Source organism: Calothrix sp. PCC 6303, from assembly GCF_000317435.1.
Lineage (GTDB): Bacteria > Cyanobacteriota > Cyanobacteriia > Cyanobacteriales > Nostocaceae > PCC-6303.
Genome location: NC_019751.1, coordinates 977,481 through 1,001,785, shown reverse-complemented (window position 1 = coordinate 1,001,785; position 24,305 = coordinate 977,481). Strand labels below are relative to the sequence as shown.

Here is a 24,305-nt window from a genome sequence, read left to right as displayed (position 1 = left end):
AAGTACTTAAATAAAGTTGGTGGGCTATGCTTGTATAAATTATTAGTACGTTTTCAATATATTTAGATATGACTAACTCAATCCAAAATCAACTTCCTATTCCTAGCCACTTTAATCCTGACACTGTTGGGGAGGTGTGGCGTGTACCTTATCAAGAACGTGCAATTGCCGCCGAAAGTTGGGCGAAACAACACCATATAAAGCCTGCGGCAGAAGATAAAAATAGTGTTTGCCTGTTAATTATCGATCCACAAAATACATTTTGTATTCCTGGTTTTGAGCTATTTGTTGGGGGCAAATCTGGTGGAGGGGCAATCGAAGATAATGTGCGTCTTTGTGAGTTTATTTATCGAAATTTGGGGGACATTACGAAAATTATTCCCACCATGGATACCCATACAGCGATGCAAATTTTTCATCCCATTTTTTGGTTAAATGAGAATGGTGAGCATCCCATACCTTCAGCAACAATGATCACTCCAGAAGATATTGATAGTGGCATTTGGAAAGTCAATCCATCTGTCAGCTATAGTTTAAATTTAGATTATGAACTCTTAGCAAAACATGCCTACCATTATGTTAAACAACTGAGTGAAAATGGTAAATATCCCTTGACTGTATGGTCTTATCATTCGATGTTAGGAGGAATTGGTCATGCTGTGGTTTCTGCGGTAGAGGAAGCAGTTTTCTTCCACAGTATTGCCAGAAATAGCCAAGCACAGTTTGAAATCAAAGGAAATAATCCGTTAACAGAAAATTATTCAGTTTTAAGTCCAGAGGTTTTGGAAGGTTTTGATAGTCGTCCCATTGCTCATAAAAATACGGCTTTAATTCAACAATTACTTGCATATGATGTCGTTATCATTGCGGGACAAGCAAAGAGTCATTGTGTAGCTTGGACGATTGATGATTTGTTAACTGAAATTAAACAAATTGATGCAAATTTGGCAAGAAAAATTCATTTATTGGAAGACTGTACATCGCCTGTGGTGGTTCCGGGTGTGGTGGACTATTCAGAGATGGCGGATAGGGCGTTTGCGAAGTTTGCAGAAGCGGGGATGAAGATAGTTAAGTCAACTGATTTAATTAGTTATCTGTAAGCAATTATCAGTTTGAAGCGAGCGTATTTTATCTTCGGCTTCTGATACTAGGCTTAAAGCTTACTGACTACCCCTACCGAAGCATAGCATTTCGAGGAGTCGAGGATTCGCTCCTCCTTTATAAATACATTACTGATAACTTTTGGATAAATACTAAGTTACTAATCCCTTTAATGTTGTCCGATAGTTTTAGCGATCGCGTAAACTTTAAAATCGGATAAACGTATTATGAAGTTTTGACACACTAAAAAAATCAGCGTAATATCAGTGTTAACACTGGGTTATCTACTGACCATTGTAAAGCTATGATGATATTCTACTAACTATCTTCAAATTCCTGTATTTAAAAACAGGCAACTTTTTTAACAACAAAATACTCGGCGAGATTCAATATGAAAAAACAGTTAATAATGTTGGGGTTTGTGACTTTATCAACCTTAATGCCATCAACGGCATGGGCTGCTAAATTCAATCAGATGTATGTGTTTGGTGATAGTCTTGCTGATACGGGTAATTTTTTCAAAGCTACAGGGATACCTCCAGAACCTTACTTTAAGGGTCGCTTTTCCAATGGTCCAGTTTGGGTTGATTACTTAGCGAATGGCTTCGGTTTAGCTGCTAATCAAAGTAAAAACTTTGCCTTTGGTGGAGCAACAACTGGGGCTTTAAATACAACAAACCCATCTCTTCCGGGACTGGAGCAACAAATTCAAAGTTTTACCTCTTCCACTGGTGCAAAAGCAAATAAAAATGCCCTGTATGTTATTTGGGCTGGTGCTAATGATTACCTCGGTGGTCAACAAACAGATCCAACGAAACCTGTGGCTAATTTGGCGAACGCGATCGCGTCTTTGACTAAAGTGGGTGCAAAAAACATTTTAGTGGCGAATTTACCCGATTTGGGTGCTTTGCCGGGTACAAGTAATAATTCCAATGCTAAAGGACTCACGACTTTGACGGACGCTCATAACGGAGTCTTAAATTCAGTCTTGAGTGGCTCTCAAAAACCAGGATTAAATATTTTTTCCTTAGATGTCAACGGTTTGTTTAAAGATGCGATCGCTGGAAAATTGGGCTTCGCAAATGTTACCGATGCAGCACTTGATAGTTGTTATCCACAACCATTAAATCCGATTTGTAGTGATCCTAATAATTTCTTATTTTGGGATCCTCTTCACCCGACAACCAAAACTCACAGCTTCATTGCCGATGCTGCACTTAAGCAGATAAAAAACAGTACCTCAGTTCCCGAATCTTCTACAAACTGGGGAATGTTGGGGTTAGCTTTAGTGGGTACAGGGGCAATTGTCAAACGTCAGCGTCAGCGCAATCAAGTGGTAGATTTAATTTCAAGTAAATAAAGTACATCCCGTAGAGACGTTCCACTGGAACGTCTTTATACCGTAATTCATACAAATTAAACACGAAAACCGTTTAGATTAAATCAGGATCTTCTCCCAATTCTCGTAACTTTGCAGCTAGACGTTCTGCACGCGTTTCTGCCCTTGTTCGTAAGATAGTTTCGCTTCTTAATGCCTCAAGTAACTCATCAGAAACTAACAGTTTTTCTCCATTATCTAACCTGTAAAAGCCGATTAATTTGTCTTCTACAACAAGACGTAATTGCAATACTTGACTACAACTATCTGTAATTGGTTCATAACCCTCTGGGCGCAGTTTGTATCCTTGTAATTTCTGTTCTATCCATTCTCCTTTAGGATCGAATAACCAATATTCCTGGACTCCAATTCCCTCATAAAGATTTTTCTTATTTTCTTTATCTTCTGCTTGAGTCCCTTTTGATGTCATCTCAAATACAACTTTTGGTACTTGTTTTTCTTCCCAAATCTTATAGTTATCCCTTCCACCAGGTTCCACATCATAGATAACCATGACATCAGGTGCTACACGTAATTTGGGAAATTCTTGAACATAATACAAAAACTGATTAGCTAAAACTGTTGCTTGGGTACTTTTGAGATATAGCCTCAGCACTTCTAGCGTTGTTAAAATCGCATACAAATGATCGTAGGTTTCTGCCACAGGTTTGCCGTCGCTGCTAGGGTAGATGATTTCGGCTGTGGTTTCTGATTGGGGAGAGCCTGCAATATATGTAGTCATGGCGGCACTCAATATATACTCTATATATAATACCAATTCAAATAATGATTGCAACACATCAAACAGTAGAGACGTAGCAGTGTTACGTCTCTACAAATATATATCTGTCGCATTGTTTTTCAAATTGGTTTAATATATAAAAACTTTGTAGTATTTCATAGTAAAGAGTTCTGTGTAGGCTTTATGAATCTGGATATGCGATACCTATGATGGTAAACTACGCATGATCAATTTAGAGGCAGAAAAACAATGTGATTTTTAGCGATAATTTTTGGCTTGAGTTTCAAATAAATAGGCATAACTTCCACCCATCTGCATCAATTTCTCATGGTTTCCGCTTTCGACAATTCTCCCTTTATCCATCACATAAATTCTATCAGCCATTTTTACGGTTGATAAACGATGGCTAATTAAAATCGCAGCTTGATTTTTAATAAGTTGGCGAAATCCTTCAAACACTTCAGCTTCAGCCTTGGGGTCCATTGCGCTGGTGGGTTCATCTAAAACAATTACTTGAGAATTACGCAAAAATGCCCGTGCCAATGCGACTTTTTGCCACTGTCCGATACTTAATTCTTCCCCTTGATCGAACCATTTACCCAGCATTGTATCGTAACCTTGGGGTAAGCTTTGGATAACAGTATCAGCACCAGAACGACGGGCTGCAATTGTCACTTTATCGTCAATGGGTGAGATATCAACATTACCCAACCAGATATTTTCTTGAGCCGTAAAATGATATTTTACATAGTCCTGGAAAATAACGCTAAATTGGCGACGTAACTCCGTAATATCAAAATTATTTATGTCAATTCCATCTATAGTTATATTCCCACTTGTTGGGTCATACAAGCGGCATAGCAGTTTAATTAAGGTTGTTTTACCTGAGCCATTTTCCCCTACTAAAGCGATTACTTCCCCTGGTTTAATTGTCAGGTTAATATTTTTTAGGGCTTGACGGGTAGTGGTTGAATATTGGAAATTTACATTGTCAAATACAATTCCAGTTCTCATCGGTTGGGGGAATGCTTGGGGATGATTTGGTTGAGTAATTTGAGGTTTTATATCAAGAAATTCGTAGAGATTTGCTAAAAATAAATTGTCTTCGTAAAGAGACGATAATCGACCCAAAACGCCTGTGAGTGAATCTTGTCCACGCTTCAGTCCCTCATGGTAAAGAACTAAATCCCCTATGCGAATTACTCCCAGAAAAGCTTGATATATTATGAACCCATAGGCAGCCAACATTAAAATAGTTGCTATGGTTTGAGCTACAAAAGTTGCTACAGAACGTTTCCGAGAAATGGCAATATTTTCTTGAAATAGTTTTTGGCGTAAGTTATCAAATCGCTGACTAAACAAAATGCCTAAATCAAATAGGCGAATTTCTTTCGCAAAGATATCACCAGTTAATAGCCAACTTAAGTAGTGACTTTCCCTTTCCATTGTCGTGCGTTTACGATGCCAGCGATACATAATATCGGCAAATTTGACTCGCACTAAAACTGATGGAAACGCAGCCATAAATAACACGCTAGCAATTCCCCAATGCAGCGACAGCATTAGTCCAAGCATTGCCACAAGGGAAATACTATTTTGGGTAACTGCAACGAGATTATTAAGTATACGATTTGGTCTATAAGATGCTTCTTCTTGCGCCCTTTTTAGTGCATCATGGTATTGAGAATTTTCGTAATAATCTAAGTCTACTTCAATAGATTTAGCATGAATAATACTACTCATGTAATCAGTGACTCTTTGAGATTGGGCTGTATTAACTAATTCGGCAAAAGAGTTACATATAGTGCTAACAAAGGTAACTAATCCTGTTAGCAGTAGTAAAATTATTAATTGCTTTCCGCTACTAACTTTGTCTGCAATGGTAAGGCTGTTAACTACTGTATCAATAACTAGTTTAGTTAAATATAGTAGCAATAAAGGTAATGTTCCTTGAACAATTATCAGTACAATATAAACGATAGTCCAACCTGGTGCTGCTTGCCAAACTAAACGTAATGCGGGTAGTAAGCGTAAAGCTTGTTTGAGTTTATGCTGTAACTTTTGGATCGTTGGCATTTCATTTTATTTTCAAAAGATTGATTAGAAATACATAATTATTGATGAATTTCCTCTGATAAAAATTCATAAACTTTCGGTAAAACTGTAAAATCACGCGGATAATAAAGCTTCTTAACTGGTATTTGCTTGACTAAACTTGAATAAGTATTAAGTAAATCAGGATTGTTAGGAATTAGCGCATGAGCATAATAGCTATGCTGTAAGAGTTCAAAAATAGCTTGAGTATGGGACAGTTTTTCAGCATATATTTTATCATCTGAACTTTCAGCTAATAAATAAATTACACCTAAAGCTATAGGTTCATTATGCAATTTGGCACCTAGTTTGATTGGATTATGAAAAACTTTGTAGCTTACTTCTTCTTCTGGAGTTTCTAAACCCAAACTTTTACTCGTATGAGAATAAAGCTTGATGCGTGGATTTCCAGGTTGTACAAAGAAATTACTATCAACAGTCAATACATCATCAGTTACAAACCCTGCACCACAACTAGCACAGTAAGTGCTAAGAGTAGATTTACCCATTCCTGAATAACCTACAAAAGCAATCGCTTTTTCTTCTAAAGATATTGCATTAGCATGAATTGCTACTTGATTATCTAAGTTTAGACAAGCACCTGTGATTACTGAACTCAACCCAATAGTAAGTGAACTAGTAATTTCTGATTTTTGAGAATTTTCTTTGACAATTATGTCAATTCGTGAAGCATTAGCATATACCCAAACTCCTAATTCTTCTGTCCAAGGAATCCAAAATCGTTGGATATCACTTTCTTTATAGTAAAGACGCTCAAAACTATTAGTTTTATCTAAAACTGGTAACTGATTTACATATTCTAAATTTAATTCAATTTCATGAGATAAAAAAATCAGTTCTTCTGATAGATATTTTTTTATTTCTGCTAATTTCATTATTTTTTGCTGTTCGATAAATTCAAAAATGCCGATATATTTATTCTCTAATGATAATAACAATAAAAATAAATTTTCTAAGCTGGCTAATTGTAGTTAGCTAGCTTAGAAAAAAGAGTACATTTCACCTTTGTAATTTCCCTATGACTGAAGTCTGGGACTAAACTTACGAATATAACCTTTTCAGGCTAATAAATAGTATTTTTACGAAAGTGAGATGCTTCTAGAGACAATCTATTAGTAGACACTAATAGAAAAGTATAACCAATCTATTAATCACATCTGTTGCCATTACTAGCTCCACCAGGTCTTTGTGTCAAAGTACTATTACCATCACACAAGTAACCACCATTACCTTGAGTCATGACATTAATTTCACCTAAAGAAGAAATTTTGATTGCTGAGTATTGTTTCTTGAGATTCTCTGACATGATTGTTCTCCAATAAATTTTGAGCTTTTTGCTAATTGCCAAAATTGCATCTTAGATATTTTATTTTGGCTTAAATAAAAACGCTAATAAATCTTTTAACGCAATCTTGACATGTATAAAATATAACTTAATTTTGTTTGAAAATAACTAACTTTACCTGATTTTTATAATTAATTTATACCAATTAAATAGTGAAAAAATTCTATACATAGAACTAGAAATTGACTGTTGAAATATTTCTCCTTTTTGATGTTTTGTTGAATAGTTAACGCGAAAATTATTCAAGTTATCTTTAAAATAATCTACATGAATAATATCTTGTAAAAAAGAATATTCATCTATTTCTTTGGCAAGAGAAATTACTTCATCACCTTTACCAAGACCTGCATACATTAGTGGATCGAAAAAGTTATCTTTTGGTCGCCACAATACGTCCTCCGGCAATGTTTTTAAGTTAGCTTTACGCAAAAATATTTTGTTGTGGAAAATATGATATTGTAGAGAAGGATGTATATTAGTTGCAAACTCAATTAATCTTTGATCTTGGAAAGGAGACACAGGTTGTAGCTGATGACAATTTTTGAGAAATTTATAAACTTGCATTGCAGCAACAGAATATCCAGACTGCAAAGAGGAAATTATAAACTGGGCATTACTGTCAGGAAATGAACTAGCACTAATATCCTGTTGAATAGCAATTTTAGTAGTTGTTTTATCTATATATTCTGAGCGAATCCAAGGAAACGTAATAGCTCGCTTTTTTTGCCATCTTGCAAAACATTTTTGTTGTAGCCATTTGGGTGATTGAGGTAAAAATAATTCCCGTAGCAAAATGGAATGAATATTTTTTTTACCTTTGATATATTCCCATGATTGCTGCCAGCAATTGGCTTTGACTAAATCTTGTAAGCTATTATAAAATAAATGGTCTCCCCATACACCATCAAACACAATATTAAACCCTTTGTGTTGCATCTTTTCCATTAGTTGTAAATCCATGGGAAGAGTACAAGAAATTAAGGGGTCATCTGGGATTGGTAATTTTTCCCAAGGTTCAGTTAAAGCAACAGCGCGATCGCAGTTTACATCATGCCATTGAACTTGGGGATAACGTTCTAAAAAAGACTGAATCGGTTTACGCTCATCAAATTCAGGAAAAATAGTCGTTACGTTTGAGAAAGCATCTATTTTCGGTAAATGGTTCAACAAAGAAACTGTCACTGTTGTAGAGTCTAAACCACCGCTAATAGTCGTACAAACTGGACGATGACTGCGTAAACGGTCTTTTGTCGCTTGATTGAGTAAATCCCAAAACTTTTCGTACAAAATTTCTGGTGATTTAGGTAATTCGTAATGTTCTGGAATCGGTAATTGAGTAACTTGACGTTCTTGCAACTGTCCAGATTTGAGAATCAGAGCAAAACCTGGTCTTAAACGCTTAATATCTGCAAAAGCTGTAATACCAGGAGGGTGTGACCATAAATTACAAATTGTATGAGCTAGATAAATCTCATCAAATTCTTTACTAACCTGCGGATGCAATAACAAAGTTACAACCCGCGATGACAGCAATAATGTCTCTCCATCCCAATAGTACGCAATGGTGCGTCCCCCAACGACATCACAACCAACTAATAACAAATCGTTTGAAGCATCCCAGAGAATAAAAACATATTCACCTGTTAAATGCTGTAAACAATCCACTCCCCAACGACGATATGCTTCGATAATTAATTGAGCATCGGTAACATGTGAACGACCACCAAGTAATGATTCTCGGTCATCTATCCGACCATCCCAAACCAAAACAGAGCCTTCATACTCAATTACAGGTGTTTCTTGACAAGATTCAGGAGTGTTAAAAAATTGGGTACGTCCTAAACTTAAACCTATTTCTCTATTGTGCCAATCACCTTTTCCATCACGTCCTAACACTGTTAAATCATCCAGCATTTTTTGCCAAGGTATTGGCTTTTGGCTATTCCAAGCACCTAATATTCCACTCATTCGCACACCTATTCAATATATGCTCCCTGTATCATGGAGACTCGGACATAAGTGGCAGATTGTCAAACCCTGGTAGAAAGAAAATCTTGAATCTGTTGCACAAAACTCTAAGATTCTAATTAGAATCACTAGAAATTAGATCGTAATTTGCTAAATCTTGCAGAAAATCTTGTAAATCTTTGAGAACTTGCTCACGTTCAACTTCATACTCATCAGTAATTTTGTTTACCACAACCTCAAGCGGTTGCTGATTTTGCAAAGCTTCCCAGAAAGGAAGACTAGTTTCACTTAAGCTGTAGTAATGACCACCATTAATGTGTAATAAAATTGCCTCATTATCTATCTGACTGAAGAGGATATCTTCAGCTAGTTTGAAGCTTTGATTTTCAAGAAATTTTTCATCGATTATCATCTGACTGCGAGAAAATGTCATATTTATTACATCCTTATGTGCTAAGTGTTAATACGTAAGTAAAAGATGCTATCCGGAATAATTTGAAAGTTTTGTGTTTTAATTGGGAGCAATAATTACAAAAAGCACATAAGAATCAGCTTTTATGTCTTGACTTCTATTGCTTGGGCAAACGTAGTAAATTGCTGATACACATACGGTGTGTCGTTTAAAACTACACCTGCGTGTTCTATCCAAGCGTGTGCTTGAAATTCACCATTCTCTCTCCTAACTCCAATACGTAATTCACTCATAATTCCTTGGCAGCGTAGCAAATACCACAGGACTAAGGATTTTTTCAGACAATTACCCCACAGAGGACTATATCTCGCTGCAAGGTTCACCATTGTGGAGGTTGTTTTGGCAAGGAGCAATGATGTTGCAACTGTAGATGACAATATAGTTTTCTGGGAAATTTGAGCTAAAAACTTTTGGGTGGATTGCATTCCCCATAGTTGGAGGGAAAAAGCAACTATGGGTAGTAGGAATAGAGACCGGAAAAACAGTAGGTGTTCTTGCCTGGAAAGCGCATTAAAAGTAAGGACTTTGCTCTTTATGAACTTAAAACAACCCATGGTTTGATGAAGATAGAAAATACTTTTATTTTCAAGCCCGGTATTTTTAGTGACTTGATATGAGAGGCTGTACTTTGCAATTTTGCATTTAATTTCAGAACACTTTTATACTATGTTACTGGTGTTAATACTGCATTATATTTACGGTCAATTATATTAGGGCTTTAATTCTCTTTTAAGAAAATAATGTATTAAATACTACAGAAAAGACTGAAAGCCATAGGCAGCTACATATTGATAGCGATCGCTCTTTTGTGGTTTTTTGATAAAGAAAATGTAATTTTCCGGATACAACTTGCGTATAATAGACTGTATTTTGCTGGATTTCACTGTCACCTGTGGATTAATTTCGCCACCATAAATCTGGATATGCGATCGCAGTTCCAATTACAGCCAGAACACAACCAACAGCAGTGGCATAAAACCTGATCTGTAATAGTAACGGATCAGCACCGTGGATGAGGGTGAGTAAATCCATCACTAGCATAATTAACACTGTGATTGCCGCAGAACATAAAGTATAATTTTTAGCTAAACCAATTGGCACAAACAAGGCAGTAATTGTACAAAAAGTAATCAGTAGCCAAGGATTTTGAACGAACTGAATAATTCTTTCCACCACCAACACCCCAATTAAAGTACCAAGCAGACGCTGTAAGGTTCGTCGTACTGTTAATCGGCTATCTGGCTTCATTACCATGAGGGTTGTTGCTGCCACCCAAAAAGGTCGAGGTAATCCAATTATCCCACTTCCGGCAAAGGCAATTACCGCAACAATGCCATAGGACAATCCAAATCTAAAGCCTGCTGTTTGTCTGGAGCGAATACGTATCCAGCCGGTATACAAATTAGATTCAACCACAAGAGGTTTTCGGCATAGTGCATTATCAAGGGCAATTACCAGAATTGTCCAAATGCCTCCTGCCAAAAATGCGATCGCAGCTTTTTCATCCAAATCAATCAAGTTTGTTCCAAATGCTGCCAATTGAGAAGCACCAAACAGAAACCCAACCACCGCAAATCGACACATTACTTCAATTGCGAGATGGGAAGTATGCAACCAACCAGCCGCAACTCCCAAAATCAAAATACCTAGATTCAGCAGAATCGGAATATTCGCAAACAATCCACCAAGTTCGGCGCATCCTGTGATTAAAATTGATCCTGCGATCGCAGCGGTGAATCGATCACGAAAACTTCCATCTACATTGGCAACCAGACCAACATACATGCTACCAATGAAAGCCACCACACCATAACGCATCTGCCCACAAGCAAATCCAGCAATCAGCGGTATACTAACCTCTATGGCGTAGCACAACGACTGATGCCACGGCAAAAACTTGATCTGGTTCCATATCTGATGTAGTGAAGATTGCAGCACTGATTTTATACCTGATAAAACTCTTAGAACTTAGGTAGTGAAATGAGAAATTCAGGTTGTATGGAACAGGAAATAGAGGATTACGGCAGCTTTATCTGTCTGAGTGGGTAATTCCTCACTCTTTCGGTATTTGTGGAAGGTTCTTAGGTGGAACATCACCTTGATTTTCCAGAAACTCTTTGGGATCTTTTGCTACCCAACCTAAAGAGGAAGTTGCACGGATTTCAAAATGGAGATGGGGTTGAATTGATGATGGTTGTCCTGTTGCTCCTACAACACCAATTAAATCGCCAGCTTTTAGTTGTTCTCCAACCTTCACTTTAATGCTTTCTAATTGACCATAGCGGCTTTGTAAACCACCACCGTGGTTAATGATGACTAAATTACCATAGGTTCCCTGTGTGCCGGCAAAAACCACTGTTCCATCACCAACACTTTGAGTTGGGGTACCAATAGCAGTTTGAATATCAATCCCGCTGTGAAAAAACACTTCGCCAGTTTTGGGATTATTTTGCCAACCGTAGGGTAAGGAAATAACAGATTTTCTCGGTACAGGAAAACTTGTAAATTTACTGATGGTGGAACTATCATTAGAATCGGACGCAGGTTGGACACGGCGATTTGAGGTGCGGTTGATGGGGATAAACGCTAATCCAGATGGAGGTTTACACCCGTTCAATTCAAACAAAACATCTGCACGAACTCGATATCTTTTGGATATTTCTCGCCAAGATTGTCCCCGCGACACTTCAATGATATTACCATCGTAGGGAGGTATCAAAATTTCACTACCAACTTTAATTTTACCGTTACGTAGTCCATCAGGATTCATTTTGGTGATACTTTCTCGTGCAAGATTATAACGCTGGGCGATACTTTCGATTGTTTCACCACTAGTCACCTTGTGACGCAAAAAACGTGATAGAGCAGAAGCGGGACAGTCGTTGGAGTTAGTTTGTGCCACTACTATATTTCTAGGTGCCAATATCATCCCAAAAATAGTAGGTAAGCAACACAGAATTAGTAAGCGGTGGGCAACAATCATGAATGTAAAACAGCAGCGTAGTTATTTGCGATTGTAGAATAATTAAGTCTGGATCAGACTCAATATCAAATATTCTAGATGTAGGGGTTAATCAAAAAGTTGCCCTTCCTCCCCGGATGAGTAAGTTGATCTCCTGAAGAAAAAGCAAAGATGGGAACTAACCATCAAATATTCTTGACTTTTTCGCAACCTATCAAAAGAAGGTCAAAAAGCTTTTATTTAAACTTCTATGACTTTTCCATAGATGTATTGTGTCTGAGCCTACTGAAAAATAGTTCCATAAACTTAGCACTTACTTACCAAGCAGGCATTTCCGCTATTGGGATGTAAGCTAGATGCAAAGAGGCTTGCGGCAGATTGGCAATCCTCAAGTCTGAATTTTGCCAACAGATTAACTAAGTCCGAAAACTAAATTATTGTAAATTTTTAAGATTAAATTTTAATGAACTTTAGCTGAATTTGATCTGTTAACTAGCTGATTGCTTGACTACACTTGTATGTTAACGCTTGTCTTAATGTCCTAAATGTAACTCTGTCCCTGTAATGATTATGAAGTTATCCTTGAAGCAACTTGCCGTTTATTTATCTCTAGTGATGTTTGGTGGTACGTTTGGTGGTGGTGCGGTGTTATTTGCTAGTTCCATGATGTCACCACAAAAACGCTCATTTCTAGAGTTAAAAAATGTCACAGTAGCTTCACCTTCCGATGTTGTCACCACAAGTCCTGTGGGAGGAGTAATTGGGGCAGTGGGTGGTGAGAATGTGAATTTTGTTTCCACAGCAGTACAGCGGACGGGTCCTGCGGTGGTGCGAATTAATGCCACACGCAAAGTTGCAAATCCCATTTCTGATGCTTTTAAAAATCCCCTGTTGAGGAGGTTTTTTGGCGAAGATGAACAACCAATTCCCCAAGAACGAATTGAACGAGGTACGGGATCTGGTTTTATTTTGAGTCAGGGGGGACGGGTACTAACCAATGCTCACGTAGTTACTGATACAGATACAGTACAGTTGACACTGAAGGATGGGAGAACTTTTAGTGGCAAGGTTGTAGGTATAGATACTGTTACAGATGTTGCCGCAGTTCAAATTGAAGGTGCTGATCAGTTACCGACGGTAAAATTGGGCAACTCACAAAACCTGACTCCTGGACAATGGGCGATCGCTATTGGCAATCCGCTGGGTTTAGATAATACTGTCACCATTGGAATTATTAGTGCCACAGAGCGCACCAGCGCTCAGGTTGGGGTTCCTGAAAAGCGCGTTAGCTTTATTCAAACGGATGCGGCAATTAACCCAGGAAACTCTGGTGGACCATTGTTAAATGCTCAAGGTGAGGTGATTGGGGTAAACACTGCAATCCGCGCTGATGCTCAAGGATTGGGCTTTGCCATACCCATAGAAACTGCTGCTCGCATTGCCGATGAACTATTTACCAAGGGTCGTGTCGATCATCCTTTCTTGGGTGTGGAGATGGTTGATTTAACTCCCAATAAGAAGCAACAAATTAACCAGGAAAACAATCTCAATGTGAAGCAGGACAATGGAATCCTAGTTAAGGGGGTAATGGATAAATCACCAGCTAAAATTGGTGGGTTACTACCTGGGGACATTATTTTGAAAGTTAATCGCAAACCAATGAAAACTGCCGCACAGGTTCAAAAACAAGTGGAAGCAAGTTCAGTTGGCGATATCCTGGAAATTGAAGTCAACCGTAATGGGAAAGCTCTGATATTTAAAGTGCAATCAGGAGCTTATCCAAAGAAGTAAGTGCAGATATTTCAAAACTAGCTGCTAATTAAGTAGTGTTTAGCAGAAGGTTAATTATCTAGGAAAGTCAATGAAAACTAAGCATTATTGCGTGACAGTTATTGACTAACACTAACTACTGACTTCTTGCTCTGGAAAATTTCTGATTAATGACCATTGCCGAGGTTATCTAGTTGCATTCGCTGTTCCATCTGGCGAAGGAAATACCCCGTCATCATTGCGGATGCTAATAGTCCTGCTAGGTTGTCTCGGTCTGTGGTAATTTGGACATTAAAATTATCGGCAGGTAACATCCCCACTAGTCCTTGGACGTTCTGCGAGATGATCTGCTTGATTTCTGGGCTAGCAGATTGGGCTATGCGGGCTAAAATTTCGGGTGACTGATGCTGTAGATACTTAAGCAATTGATTTGGGTATTCTTCTGAGCTTTCATTCAAAAGCTGGTTAGGGTGTTCATCGAAATTGTCGTTCAAAAAGTCTGGGTTAAACACCATTGGCTGTTTCTTAGCTGAATTGCTAGTTCTACTTTAAACCATAGTAGAGGGGTCGGTCATATTCCTATTCTAAAAGATATGGGGAATATTGAAAAAAAACATCTGTATTTTCCCCAAATTTGGGTCTCAATAATTCTTGGTTCAAGAGTCTGAAATCCCGTAAAATAAGTGTATATAGGCTGTTGAGAAACTTTAAATGTGTTTTAGCTTAATTTTGGAGAAAAAACAAAAATGGTGCCAGCACCAACTAAAGTATTAACCTTAAAGGAGTTTTTGGAACTACCAGAAACAAAACCTGCTAGTGAATACATTGATGGTCAAGTAATCCAGAAGCCGATGCCAAAAGGGAAACATAGTGCAATTCAAGGGGAATTTGTACCTGCTATCAATGCTATAGTTAAGCCTAAATCCATCGCTCGTGCATTTCCTGAGTTGCGTTGTACATTTGGTAATCGCTCCATCGTACCTGATATTGCTGTTTTTGTTTGGAATCGAATTCCCCGCGATGAGAATGGCGAAATTGCTAATACATTTATTGTTGCTCCAGATTGGACGATTGAGATTCTTTCTCCCGATCAAAGCCAGACAAAAGTGACAAAGAATATTCTTCATTGCCTAAAGTATGGAACTCAAATGGGGTGGCTGATTGATCCAGATGAGAAAACCGTATTGGTTTTCTGTCCCAAGCGAGAAATCCAGGTGTTTGACGAGCTAGAGGTACTTATGCCTGTACCATCTTTTGCAAGCGAGTTAGAGATAAGTGTTAAAGATTTGTTTGCTTGGCTGTTGTAGTGATAATGCGGGATGTCAGAGACAGGAGACAAGCTGCCCCACATCTACGCATATCAACACAAAGCACAATAAAGTTTTGAGCTAACAGGCAATATCCGGCTCTATTGGGGATTGAACTAGTTCCAGTTCTAATTGTCTTTCTGCTGGTGTAGTGTCGAAGGGTTGGGGTAGTGATTCTATTTGGAAGTATTGATTAAATTTGGAAGTGGTTAGTAACAAGCTGGATCGAGAGTCGCTGTCACGTTTTTTGCGGACGAATCCTTGTTCTACTAGTTCTTGAACATGTTGGTATGCACCTGATCCACGAACGTTAATTAGATCAGTTTGCCGCATGGGGCTGTTGAGAGCGATCGCTGCTAGCGTCCGTAGCGCTCCCAGACCCAATTCTACCGGAATTAGTGTTTGCACTAGTTGATGAAAATCGGAGCGTAATTGCAAACTGTAGCCGTTTTTGGTTTCGGCTATTTCTAAGGCGCTGTCACGACGGGCGTAATCGTCAATTAATTCGATAATACCCTCTTCTGCCGTAGCGCGATCGCACGCGGCATATTCTGCTATTTCACCGATTGATAGGGGCTTACCTTTTAAATAAAGAATTGCTTCTATCGTTGTTGCTGTACTCATTAGTATTCACACACTATATTAGTCATTAGCCATCAGCTTTTGGTCTGTTACACACAAATAACTAATCACGAACAACAATTCCGTGGGATTATATCATATAGCTTATATGCTGTCAACGCAATTTGCTTGAAAAGTCTATTGTCTCTGTTGCAGGATAAATTGCGCGATCGCTAAATCTTGGGGAGTGGTAACTTTTAAGTTAGTTTCCTCACCTTCAACAATGTGAACTTGGTAGCCGCACTTTTCAAACAAAGCTGCGTCGTCGGTGACTTCCCAACCTTGTTTTATTCCCTGTTCGTGGCAGTGTTTGAGTAGTTTAACATCAAAACCTTGGGGAGTTTGTGCCGCCCAAAGTTGGCTACGATTAGGTGTACTTTGAATTATGCGATTTTCATCAACAACTTTAATTGTGTCTTTGACGGCAACTGCGGCAATGAGTCCGGGAACTTTTTGGATTGCCACTGCACAACGATCTAGTAAAGTCGGGGTAGCTAAACACCTAGCACCATCATGGATTAAAACTTGTTGAGCGTCCTTTGGTAGCGCCTGCAAACCGTTGTAAACTGACTCTTGTCTGGTATCACCACCTGCAATAAATTCTACGGGTTTGGTGAGATTTAACTCTCCTAAGATTGCTTTGAAGTCCTCCCAATCGTGAGGCTGAGAAACAATTCCGATCCATTTTATATATTCTGATGCTTCTGCTGCCAATAGTGTCCAAGCGATAATTGGGCGAGAATCTAGTATTAATAGTAGTTTGTTGCGGCTGCTTCCCATACGCCGTCCCGTACCTGCCGCTGGAATTAGTAAATACACAGAACACCTCAGATTAGATATTTTGATGCTTCAATACAACAGAATACAGAATTTAGGAGTCACACAGAACTTATACCCTTTGGTACATCCTTAAATTATTTCCCCTATCTTCCCCTAAAATAAGGATGCGAATCAGCCTAAATAAATAATATGCGAGTAGTAGCTCTTGTCCCTGGCGGAATTGATGATCAACTGCTTTTTTTTCCGACCCTCGATGACCTAAAGCGCTATAAAAGCGATATTCAAATCGATGTCGTTGTAGAACCTAAATCTAAAGCTGCTTACCGAGTCAGTAAGTCAGTTAATCAGGTGATTGGGTTTGATTTTAAAGATCGTAACAGTTTGGCAGATTGGGGAAACCTAATTGGCACGATCCGCGATCGAGAGTACGATGTTGCTATTACTGTAGGTCAAAGTTGGTTAATGGGCTTTGCTTTGTGGTTAACTGGCATTCCAATCAGAATTGGTTATAAAGGTCAAGGTTCTTTTTTGACTAATTCAGTCCCCTACAAAGCCGAGCAGTATAAAGTTAATATGTACCATGACCTTCTCCAAGGTTTGGTGATTGACTCCCCTGCTGGTGAGTTAACAATCAATGTACCAAAGACTGATATTGATTGGGCTGAGAAGGAACAAAGGCGTTTGGGAGTTAAAGAAACAGGATATATTTTAATTTATGGTGGTTCTAGCCAGGTAGCTGGTACCAAAGGCGTAGATGAAGAAGTTTATCCTGTGACGAATTGGAAGCAAATAGTTAAAGATTTTCAAGATAAACAGCCAGATTTAGCGATTTTGGCGATTCAAGAACCAGATAATGATGGGTTTGCCAATAGTTTTAGGGAAATTTTCCCAAATATTAAAATTACTTCTCCCGAAGATGTGGGTAAGTTAGCGGCAATGATTTCTGGGGCTAATTTGATTTTATGTACTAGCAGTGCTTCCATGCAACTAGCGATCGCAGTCCAAACATACACCATAGGTTTGTTTGGTTCCGCAGATCCAATGAAACTAATGCCTAAAAGTGAAAAATTCCTACCCATTCAGTCATCAACTGGTAAATTGGTAGACATTTCACCGGAAACAGTCATGCAAAAAGTTTGGGGAGGTTAAAAAAGAAGTAATGAGTAATAAGTCTATTTTGTGATGAGGATTTAGACAAGGTACGTTTGTGGGGCAAGTCCCCCGACAAAGCTGCCGTCGTTAGGCAGGGAACTTAAACCCCCAAACGTGGTTAAAATCATAACTTCTTTTTGTATTGCCTAATACAAATAAAATATAAAAACCTCGCTAGCTGTGACTTGAGAATAGTTACTTTATCTCAATCACAGCTTTATTCATTACTTAATTGACTCAGTATTTCAAGTTATAAATATTTTCTGATCATAGTGAACAATTGGGTGAGTGGTCTTACCCCCTATGCAAAATTATTCAACTATAACTACGATATTAACCTAACGAATTAAATCTATCGGCTTTGACCTATTGGATAGTAATTTTATCCTACTTCAATTCTTCGATCCTCTGGAAGTGTTGTTTTTAACTCTTACAGATAAAAATTGAATCAAGATTAGGAGTATAAGAGAATACACTAAGCTGCTTAAATTTGTTTTTTAAAATTCAAAATAAAGCTTAACTTTTATCTGATAATGTGTTAGTTTAGATGTCTTTGAATAAATTTGTATAGTCTATCAAAATAATCTCAATCAAATGATTAAATTAATTTGTTTAAAATAATTTTTGGCAGTTGAATATCAGTTGGAGTATACTACGGTAACTTCAGTTAAATTTTAGTTTCTTTGATAAGTAAGCGTTGTCTCTTTTGAAAACCATAGTTTTTAGTCAACATTGTGAGTAGGTATAGCCAGTCCCAGGATTGATACTAGTCTGCTACAAGCCTCTTTGCATCTACCTTACGACCTTCAGGGAAGCAGCTGCGTTTCTACGCAATGACAAAACTCTACTTCTCATGATGGAGGAGGTTTAAGTTGATTCAAACAGGAGTTATAAATATGTCTAGAGAGAGATTGTAAGATTGTTAGAAGACTAAAATAATTCTTTAGTCAATTGATAAATGTAACAGTATAAAAAAGCCTAAATACTAAATGAATTTTGGATAACAATAATTTCCCCCTAATTACGATTTTGATAAAAATATCAGTATTTGTAATCTGCCCCACAACTATTTAACCGTTTACTTTGCTATGATTTCAGCTTTAGTCTAAGAGTCAAGAGCAAATTATATATTTGAGAATCCTCTATTACCAATGGGGGAATATATCTCAATCAAATTAAGAATATTATTGATTTTAAAGAGGATATAAAATGACCATTAAGTTACACAATGTGACAATATCCTGTCAACGTTACATCCAGTTAGAAACCCAACCTTATCACGTTGTGGGAATTTGGAAAAAAATTACTAAATTGATTCAGTCCCGTAAATGTGATTTTGATGATATTAAATCTGTTTATTATGAATGTGAGGAAGATGGGACAATTACTTTTTACGAAGTCAAAGGAAGTCTTGTTGTTTCGCTACGAGGTCTTTGTGATCAAGGACAGATAGCTGAAACTGATTGTCCAGGAATATGGACGTACATGTTGTATTCATGTCCTCAAGGTCAGGAAATAGCATTTCGTGACGAATCTGTAAACAATAGTATTGAATCATTGAAGGAAATTTTGGCAGGTAATAAATTAGTTCAGACAACAGTCGAAATTAAAGATTATTTGCGATATCAATATTATGATGGTGAGTATTTAGATGTTAGACTTCCTCCTGGTTGGGATTATCCAGATGGAATTGAAATATCAAATCTATTGTTAGAAGAATTTGCCGTTTTCCAAACATCATCTATTTTCTCTTCAGGTGTTGGCAAGGCTTATATGAAAATTGTTTTAGATAAGTTTGCAAAAGTTGCCTATAAAATTGTTGAGAAGGGTGGCTATTTACAAGAATTTCAAACTGCCCAGTACGATATTTTGCAACAGATGAATACAAATGAGATAGCGCAATTAATTGTCGAATATAACGATTATAGAATTTGGCAAATATCTTTGCCAAGTAAGTCTAAAGCTGTAGAACATGCTTTTAATTCGGCTTTGGATTTGTTAGCCAAGATATAGACTTTGTTGACATTCCCCCCGTGTGGGGAGAATGTCAAAGCGGCATTTAGTATGTAAATATTTCAAATAAAGTATCATCTAACTCATAGCCTAAAAGTTGTGCCATTGATTTGAGTCGAGATTGATGGGGAATATTTTGCTGTTTTAGCCAATCTGTTAAAACGAAGATTTTATGCATCAAAAATATTTCTAATGCTTCTGGATTATATTGAATTCCTTCCTTAGAACTAAATTGATGTGGTACCAGCATTGCTGCATAACGTGCTAATTCTCCAGCTTTCCAATCGAGGAGAAAAGGCAACCAAGGGTAGCGTGAATCCAGACGTACAAACCAAAGTCGAATTTCTGGGATTTCTGAAAGTTCTCTAGGATCATTCGGTTCTAGGGCATAGTTTACCTGAATTGACAGTTGTTGTTCAGAAGATGCGATCGCATCTGTTGCCAAAAGCCGTTCAATAATGGTGATAGCTGGTGACAAATCTAAGGTATTAATGTCATCGGTGGTAAGTGCGATCGCTATTGGCATAAATTGTAGTTATGGTGAAGGTATGGGTTTATGAGTCTACGAAACCATTATCAGATAAAAAAAGACACGATATCAGAAGACATCGCATCTTGGATAATTACGTCTTTGCTTTAGCCGATTTTTTCAAGCTACAAGTAGCCTAAAAAACTACATCATTAACAGGGAAAACTGATAAATTATACAAATTTTCTGCGGTAGATTACGTTATCGCCACCGACGACAAATAGATCTATTTGGTTTTTATTCGCTGAAACTGCTGCTGGAGAAGCAATACAGGAACCACCAATATTTTCCCAACTACTCCAAGTCACACCATCAGAATATTTTCGATACACAGCATTGTCAGTACCAACTGCAAATACATCTAAGCGATTTGCCCCCCAGGATGTTACAGTTGGCGCATACAACCACACTCCACCCAAACTTTCCCAGTTATCACTCCATGCGGTACCATTCCAGTATTTGTGGTAAATTGCGTGATCAACACCCCGAACAAATAAATCAATGCGGTTTTGTTGTGAAGATACCGCAGCAGGTGCAGATAAACTTAAACCACCTAAGCTTTTCCCAGCAGTAGTAGATTTACCATCCCAAGTCATTTGGTAAACTGCGTTATCACTACCAATAGTAAATACATCAATTTGATTTGGTGTTGATGCAGTAACAGCGACACCATGCTTACAGAAACCACCTAAATTTTGCCATGTCCCCCAGCTACCAGCATTGAATGATATTAACTGTATTTGGCGTTCTTGACTAATGCTAAAAACATGGATATTCTCTTCAACAGCAATGGATGCAGGTGCAGATAAACTAAAACCATCTAAGCTTTCCCATTCCCCCCATTTATCAGCATCCAAAGATTTTTGATAAATGGAATTATCGCCACCTAAAACAAAGGTTTTCAGGCAGTTTACACCAGAAGCGATCGCGCTGGGTGCAGAAAAGGCATTTCCACCGAGATTTTCCCATTCTCCCCACTTAGGTAACTGGGGTGCAAGTAAATCAAAGGCAACTTTTGGTTGAATAATCCCAGCACCAGAATTTTGATCAAATCCAGGTTCACCAATATTTTTCGCTGTTTGTTTGAGGATATTTTTTAACTCATCTTGAGTTGCATTCGGTTTCGCTTGTTTTAACAAAGCGATTACACCAGCAGCGATGGGAGTTGCTGCCGAAGTTCCGTTATCACTACCAAAATAACCCCGAAAATGTGTCACTGAACAGAAATCAGGTTTATTTGGATCTAACGATGCTGGACCAGTGCTACTATAACCAACAAACTGCTCATCCTTATTTACAGCACCAATAGTCATCACCAAAGGATGTCCATTTGCACCCCAAATACTCCTCCCAGAACCATTATCAGCGCCACAGCGATCGTTTGGACAACTGGCACCGCAATTTCCCGCTGCAAACAACACCAAAATACCCTCATTAATCACTTCTACTACCTTTCTAGTAAAAGGATGATCCGGGTTTGTCGCATAAAATTCATCCCAACTCTTCTGATAAATACCCCAACTATTGCTTAAAACCTGTGGTGTACCATCAGTACGATACTGCTGAAGTGCCCAATCAAACACCATCAAAGCATTAGAAACTGCATCCCCGTCAGCAATCCGACAATCATACAGCTTTGCTTCCGGTGCCATTCCCAACACATCAGTAGCGCACATGTTCCCATGTTCACCCCACGACTTCGCCTTAGTTCCCCAATTTTTTGCTGGACCACCGATCACATTCGGAATGCGGCGAATGCCCTCAAACGGCTCCACAGGGCGACCCTCGGCGGTAATTCCCCCATCTACAATCCCCACCACAATCCCCTGACCTTTAAAGCCAGCAGCCCAAATTTGATCCACTCCAAAATACTTAGCAACGTCAGCAATAGTTCCTTTAGCCACCGTGGGAGAACAGTCGCAAGTACCAATAGGACAATCACCAGCCCCATTCATCGGCTTAACTAAATCTTGCTTTTCCAACAACGCGGGATTAAAAGGGGCAATAGGTGTATCTTTATAAACCTTGACGACATTGGCTTGTGCTTCTAATTCGTGGATTCGTCGTTCATCAATCTCGCCACGAATAATATAAGTCTCATCATCGGTAAGCAGTAGACTTGCAGCTAATTCGTTTGTTGGAGTGACTGCCACAGGTTCATAGTCAGTGTCTATCTGCAAACTGCCAATATTATCAACAACAGCTTGGAAAACATTCTGTGTTCTTGATACTCGTAATTCTACTAATACTTTCTGTACATTCCCGGAAGACTCAGTAGAGTTCATATTCACTGCTTCCGGCATTTCACCTCTGCCACCTGGAAAATCCATCCTCAAAAAAGGCATACTATTACCAGAATTTCCCGGCGGCTGAGTGGGGTTAGATTTCCCATTACCATGACTACCCGAAGCAGAAAACTCATAACTGTACATGTTCCGAATCCCCTTTAACCCTGACTTTAATCAGTAATACGTAGATCTTTTAGATGCTTGCCTGACATTATGGGCATTTATCAAAGTCATGTGAATAGGTGTATGTACTGAAAAAACCTGAGTTACTAATGAAGATTACGTATAAATCACAGTAATAGTCTGCAAAGCAGAGGATACTACACTAGTAGACTTCCGCGTAAATAAACTAACTATTTATTTTGATTGAAAGTCTTATAGATAAACAATTCTTCCTCCTGGCTTCATGTACTGGCAAGAGTTGTATTTTACAAAGTCAGAGGAAGTCTCATCGTTTCATCTAGGTTTTTAACCTTTAACTTTGGGCAATACAATTTTAAATTCGGTGCCTACATCCATCTGGCTATTAACCGAAATCTCACCACCCAGGGTATCAACACATTTTTTGGTAATAGCTAAACCCAAACCTGTTCCCGCTATACCACCAACATTCCCAGCACGACGGAAAGGCTGAAAAATCTGTTTTAGATCTTCTTCGGGAATGCCAATTCCCCAATCTTGGATTTTGAAAATTACTATATTTTCTTGAAAAACTAGCTCAAAATTAACTTGACTATTTGCAGGAGAATATTTAATTGCATTATTCAGTAAATTTCCTAAAATATGTCGCAGTATAGTTTCGTCCCATAAAGTCTCCTCCATTTGCCCAATACAAGTGAATATAATATTAATACTCTTATCTCTAGCTATGAGGTTAAATTCTTCGACCAAATAACGACAGAAAGCTTCTAAATTCAACGAGATTAATTCACATTTAAATTTACCTAAATCCGATTGTCCAATAAATGAAACTTCATCTAGCAACTGCGCCATATTTTTAATGGCTGAACGAATTAGTTGGTAGTGGGCGGTTTTTTTCTCTTTAGTTAAGTTTTCACTGTTATTTTGAAGTAAGCCAGCCGCTAAAAGAATCGTATTTAAAGGATTACGAATGTCATGGGAAAGCATAGAAACAAATTCAGATTTAGACTGATTAATTTGTTGAGCTTTTAATAACTCATCAGTACTTTTTTGAACCCTAACTTCTAAAGTCTCATTTACTATTCTTAATGATTCTAAAGCTAATTTGCGTTCTATAGCATAACGTATAGAACGGAGTAACGAATCTGGGTTTACCTGTCTTTTTAGCAGATAATCCTGCGCTCCTTGACGCACTGCTTCAATTGCTAACTCTTCATCATTTGTATTGGTTAAGACTACAATTGGTAAACCGGGTGCAAGCTTTTTTAGAGGCGAAAGAGATGCCAAGCCTTCGCTATCAGGCAAGGTTAAATCTAGCAAGATAATATCAAATAAATGTTGTTCTTGGCTGTCAGTGCTAAGTTGAACTAAAGCATCTCCCAAACGTTTTACATGCAACAAACTACACTTTTGACAATTAGTTTGTTTGAGAAACTCTTGTAACAATCTAGCTTCTGCTAGATTGTCCTCAATCAATAAGATTTTTACCGAGTTTTCAAGCATATTTCAACAGTAAAGGGAGATCATTAAAATCATTCAACAGTGAGCAATGAACAGTTTAAGTCAGGAGTAAAACCCTTCCCTGTTACCTTTTAAAAACTAATAAAATTACCCAGATTTT

21 protein-coding genes are annotated in these 24,305 nt (G+C 38.0%); 6 read left to right on the top strand and 15 right to left on the bottom strand.

Annotation, left to right across the window (positions count from 1 at the left end; all coding sequences use genetic code 11):
* The first annotated feature begins 68 nt into the window (after positions 1-68).
* Complete coding sequence (locus tag CAL6303_RS04145) at positions 69-1,100, top strand: hypothetical protein (protein WP_015196577.1); 1,032 nt, start codon at positions 69-71, stop codon at positions 1,098-1,100.
* Between the two features lie 392 nt (positions 1,101-1,492).
* Positions 1,493-2,461, top strand: a complete 969-nt coding sequence (locus tag CAL6303_RS04140; RefSeq protein WP_015196576.1) for an SGNH/GDSL hydrolase family protein — start codon at positions 1,493-1,495, stop codon at positions 2,459-2,461.
* 73 nt (positions 2,462-2,534) lie between these two features.
* Here the strand turns inward: CAL6303_RS04140 and CAL6303_RS04135 are convergent, their stop codons facing one another.
* From CAL6303_RS04135 to CAL6303_RS04100, 9 genes are all read right to left on the bottom strand, one after another.
* Entirely contained in the window at positions 2,535-3,221 is a 687-nt protein-coding gene (locus tag CAL6303_RS04135) for a Uma2 family endonuclease (RefSeq protein WP_015196575.1), read from the bottom strand.
* Between the two features lie 258 nt (positions 3,222-3,479).
* Positions 3,480-5,297 (bottom strand): ABC transporter ATP-binding protein, encoded by a 1,818-nt coding sequence (locus CAL6303_RS04130; RefSeq protein ID WP_015196574.1) that lies wholly within the window; start codon positions 5,295-5,297, stop codon positions 3,480-3,482.
* Positions 5,298-5,335: 38 nt separating this feature from the next.
* Positions 5,336-6,211 carry a hypothetical protein gene (locus CAL6303_RS04125; RefSeq protein ID WP_015196573.1) on the bottom strand — a complete coding sequence of 292 codons (876 nt, stop codon included), beginning with the start codon at positions 6,209-6,211 and terminating at the stop codon, positions 5,336-5,338.
* Positions 6,212-6,483: 272 nt separating this feature from the next.
* Positions 6,484-6,642, bottom strand: coding sequence for a hypothetical protein (locus tag CAL6303_RS30220; RefSeq protein ID WP_015196572.1), 159 nt, complete (start codon positions 6,640-6,642; stop codon positions 6,484-6,486).
* Positions 6,643-6,795: 153 nt separating this feature from the next.
* The gene (locus CAL6303_RS04120; protein WP_015196571.1) at positions 6,796-8,649 is read right to left on the bottom strand and encodes an asparagine synthase-related protein; all 1,854 of its coding nucleotides are present in this window, start codon (positions 8,647-8,649) and stop codon (positions 6,796-6,798) included.
* Positions 8,650-8,764: 115 nt separating this feature from the next.
* Complete coding sequence (locus CAL6303_RS04115) at positions 8,765-9,082, bottom strand: PqqD family protein (protein ID WP_015196570.1); 318 nt, start codon at positions 9,080-9,082, stop codon at positions 8,765-8,767.
* Between the two features lie 122 nt (positions 9,083-9,204).
* Positions 9,205-9,675: a lasso peptide biosynthesis B2 protein gene (locus CAL6303_RS04110; RefSeq protein ID WP_015196569.1), complete on the bottom strand. Its 471-nt coding sequence runs from the start codon at positions 9,673-9,675 to the stop codon at positions 9,205-9,207.
* A 343-nt stretch (positions 9,676-10,018) separates the two neighbouring features.
* Positions 10,019-11,059 (bottom strand): FUSC family protein, encoded by a 1,041-nt coding sequence (locus CAL6303_RS04105; RefSeq protein WP_144051002.1) that lies wholly within the window; start codon positions 11,057-11,059, stop codon positions 10,019-10,021.
* A 115-nt stretch (positions 11,060-11,174) separates the two neighbouring features.
* On the bottom strand, positions 11,175-12,104 hold the full coding sequence (locus tag CAL6303_RS04100) for a LysM peptidoglycan-binding domain-containing M23 family metallopeptidase (RefSeq protein WP_015196567.1): 930 nt from the start codon (positions 12,102-12,104) through the stop codon (positions 11,175-11,177).
* A gap of 549 nt (positions 12,105-12,653) precedes the next feature.
* On the opposite strand from CAL6303_RS04100, the gene CAL6303_RS04095 reads away from it, so the two are divergent.
* A complete protein-coding gene (locus CAL6303_RS04095) occupies positions 12,654-13,874 on the top strand; it encodes an HhoA/HhoB/HtrA family serine endopeptidase (protein ID WP_041739071.1) in 1,221 nt (406 codons plus the stop codon).
* A 146-nt stretch (positions 13,875-14,020) separates the two neighbouring features.
* On the opposite strand, the gene CAL6303_RS04090 is transcribed toward CAL6303_RS04095, so the two are convergent.
* Positions 14,021-14,368: a DUF760 domain-containing protein gene (locus tag CAL6303_RS04090; RefSeq protein ID WP_015196565.1), complete on the bottom strand. Its 348-nt coding sequence runs from the start codon at positions 14,366-14,368 to the stop codon at positions 14,021-14,023.
* Positions 14,369-14,599: 231 nt separating this feature from the next.
* On the opposite strand from CAL6303_RS04090, the gene CAL6303_RS04085 reads away from it, so the two are divergent.
* A complete protein-coding gene (locus CAL6303_RS04085; protein ID WP_015196564.1) occupies positions 14,600-15,160 on the top strand; it encodes a Uma2 family endonuclease in 561 nt (186 codons plus the stop codon).
* An 81-nt stretch (positions 15,161-15,241) separates the two neighbouring features.
* Here CAL6303_RS04085 and scpB read toward each other — a convergent pair whose 3' ends face one another.
* Entirely contained in the window at positions 15,242-15,784 is a 543-nt protein-coding gene (gene scpB, locus CAL6303_RS04080) for an SMC-Scp complex subunit ScpB (RefSeq protein ID WP_015196563.1), read from the bottom strand.
* A 135-nt stretch (positions 15,785-15,919) separates the two neighbouring features.
* Positions 15,920-16,600, bottom strand: coding sequence for a 2-C-methyl-D-erythritol 4-phosphate cytidylyltransferase (gene ispD / locus CAL6303_RS04075; protein WP_015196562.1), 681 nt, complete (start codon positions 16,598-16,600; stop codon positions 15,920-15,922).
* A 150-nt stretch (positions 16,601-16,750) separates the two neighbouring features.
* Here ispD and CAL6303_RS04070 point away from each other — a divergent pair, with 150 nt between their 5' ends.
* Together CAL6303_RS04070 and CAL6303_RS04065 are read left to right on the top strand one after the other, a co-directional pair.
* The gene (locus tag CAL6303_RS04070; RefSeq protein WP_015196561.1) at positions 16,751-17,710 is read left to right on the top strand and encodes a glycosyltransferase family 9 protein; all 960 of its coding nucleotides are present in this window, start codon (positions 16,751-16,753) and stop codon (positions 17,708-17,710) included.
* Positions 17,711-18,922: 1,212 nt separating this feature from the next.
* Positions 18,923-19,726 carry a hypothetical protein gene (locus CAL6303_RS04065; RefSeq protein ID WP_015196560.1) on the top strand — a complete coding sequence of 268 codons (804 nt, stop codon included), beginning with the start codon at positions 18,923-18,925 and terminating at the stop codon, positions 19,724-19,726.
* A gap of 46 nt (positions 19,727-19,772) precedes the next feature.
* Here CAL6303_RS04065 and CAL6303_RS04060 read toward each other — a convergent pair whose 3' ends face one another.
* The 3 genes from CAL6303_RS04060 to CAL6303_RS04050 form a co-directional block, all read right to left on the bottom strand.
* The gene (locus tag CAL6303_RS04060; RefSeq protein WP_015196559.1) at positions 19,773-20,252 is read right to left on the bottom strand and encodes a CRR6 family NdhI maturation factor; all 480 of its coding nucleotides are present in this window, start codon (positions 20,250-20,252) and stop codon (positions 19,773-19,775) included.
* A gap of 176 nt (positions 20,253-20,428) precedes the next feature.
* On the bottom strand, positions 20,429-22,687 hold the full coding sequence (locus CAL6303_RS04055; protein WP_015196558.1) for a S8 family serine peptidase: 2,259 nt from the start codon (positions 22,685-22,687) through the stop codon (positions 20,429-20,431).
* Positions 22,688-23,011: 324 nt separating this feature from the next.
* Complete coding sequence (locus CAL6303_RS04050; RefSeq protein WP_015196557.1) at positions 23,012-24,187, bottom strand: ATP-binding protein; 1,176 nt, start codon at positions 24,185-24,187, stop codon at positions 23,012-23,014.
* Between the last annotated feature and the right edge of the window lie 118 nt (positions 24,188-24,305).

Coding starts and splice junctions, on each gene's coding strand:
- CAL6303_RS04145 (WP_015196577.1), top strand. CDS start 69: ATGACTAACTCAATCCAAAATCAACTTCCTATTCCTAGCCACTTTAAT.
- CAL6303_RS04140 (WP_015196576.1), top strand. CDS start 1,493: ATGAAAAAACAGTTAATAATGTTGGGGTTTGTGACTTTATCAACCTTA.
- CAL6303_RS04135 (WP_015196575.1), bottom strand. CDS start 3,221: ATGACTACATATATTGCAGGCTCTCCCCAATCAGAAACCACAGCCGAA.
- CAL6303_RS04130 (WP_015196574.1), bottom strand. CDS start 5,297: ATGCCAACGATCCAAAAGTTACAGCATAAACTCAAACAAGCTTTACGC.
- CAL6303_RS04125 (WP_015196573.1), bottom strand. CDS start 6,211: ATGAAATTAGCAGAAATAAAAAAATATCTATCAGAAGAACTGATTTTT.
- CAL6303_RS30220 (WP_015196572.1), bottom strand. CDS start 6,642: ATGTCAGAGAATCTCAAGAAACAATACTCAGCAATCAAAATTTCTTCT.
- CAL6303_RS04120 (WP_015196571.1), bottom strand. CDS start 8,649: ATGAGTGGAATATTAGGTGCTTGGAATAGCCAAAAGCCAATACCTTGG.
- CAL6303_RS04115 (WP_015196570.1), bottom strand. CDS start 9,082: ATGACATTTTCTCGCAGTCAGATGATAATCGATGAAAAATTTCTTGAA.
- CAL6303_RS04110 (WP_015196569.1), bottom strand. CDS start 9,675: ATGGGTTGTTTTAAGTTCATAAAGAGCAAAGTCCTTACTTTTAATGCG.
- CAL6303_RS04100 (WP_015196567.1), bottom strand. CDS start 12,104: ATGATTGTTGCCCACCGCTTACTAATTCTGTGTTGCTTACCTACTATT.
- CAL6303_RS04095 (WP_041739071.1), top strand. CDS start 12,654: ATGAAGTTATCCTTGAAGCAACTTGCCGTTTATTTATCTCTAGTGATG.
- CAL6303_RS04090 (WP_015196565.1), bottom strand. CDS start 14,368: ATGGTGTTTAACCCAGACTTTTTGAACGACAATTTCGATGAACACCCT.
- CAL6303_RS04085 (WP_015196564.1), top strand. CDS start 14,600: ATGGTGCCAGCACCAACTAAAGTATTAACCTTAAAGGAGTTTTTGGAA.
- scpB (WP_015196563.1), bottom strand. CDS start 15,784: ATGAGTACAGCAACAACGATAGAAGCAATTCTTTATTTAAAAGGTAAG.
- CAL6303_RS04070 (WP_015196561.1), top strand. CDS start 16,751: ATGCGAGTAGTAGCTCTTGTCCCTGGCGGAATTGATGATCAACTGCTT.
- CAL6303_RS04065 (WP_015196560.1), top strand. CDS start 18,923: ATGACCATTAAGTTACACAATGTGACAATATCCTGTCAACGTTACATC.
- CAL6303_RS04060 (WP_015196559.1), bottom strand. CDS start 20,252: ATGCCAATAGCGATCGCACTTACCACCGATGACATTAATACCTTAGAT.
- CAL6303_RS04055 (WP_015196558.1), bottom strand. CDS start 22,687: ATGTACAGTTATGAGTTTTCTGCTTCGGGTAGTCATGGTAATGGGAAA.
- CAL6303_RS04050 (WP_015196557.1), bottom strand. CDS start 24,187: ATGCTTGAAAACTCGGTAAAAATCTTATTGATTGAGGACAATCTAGCA.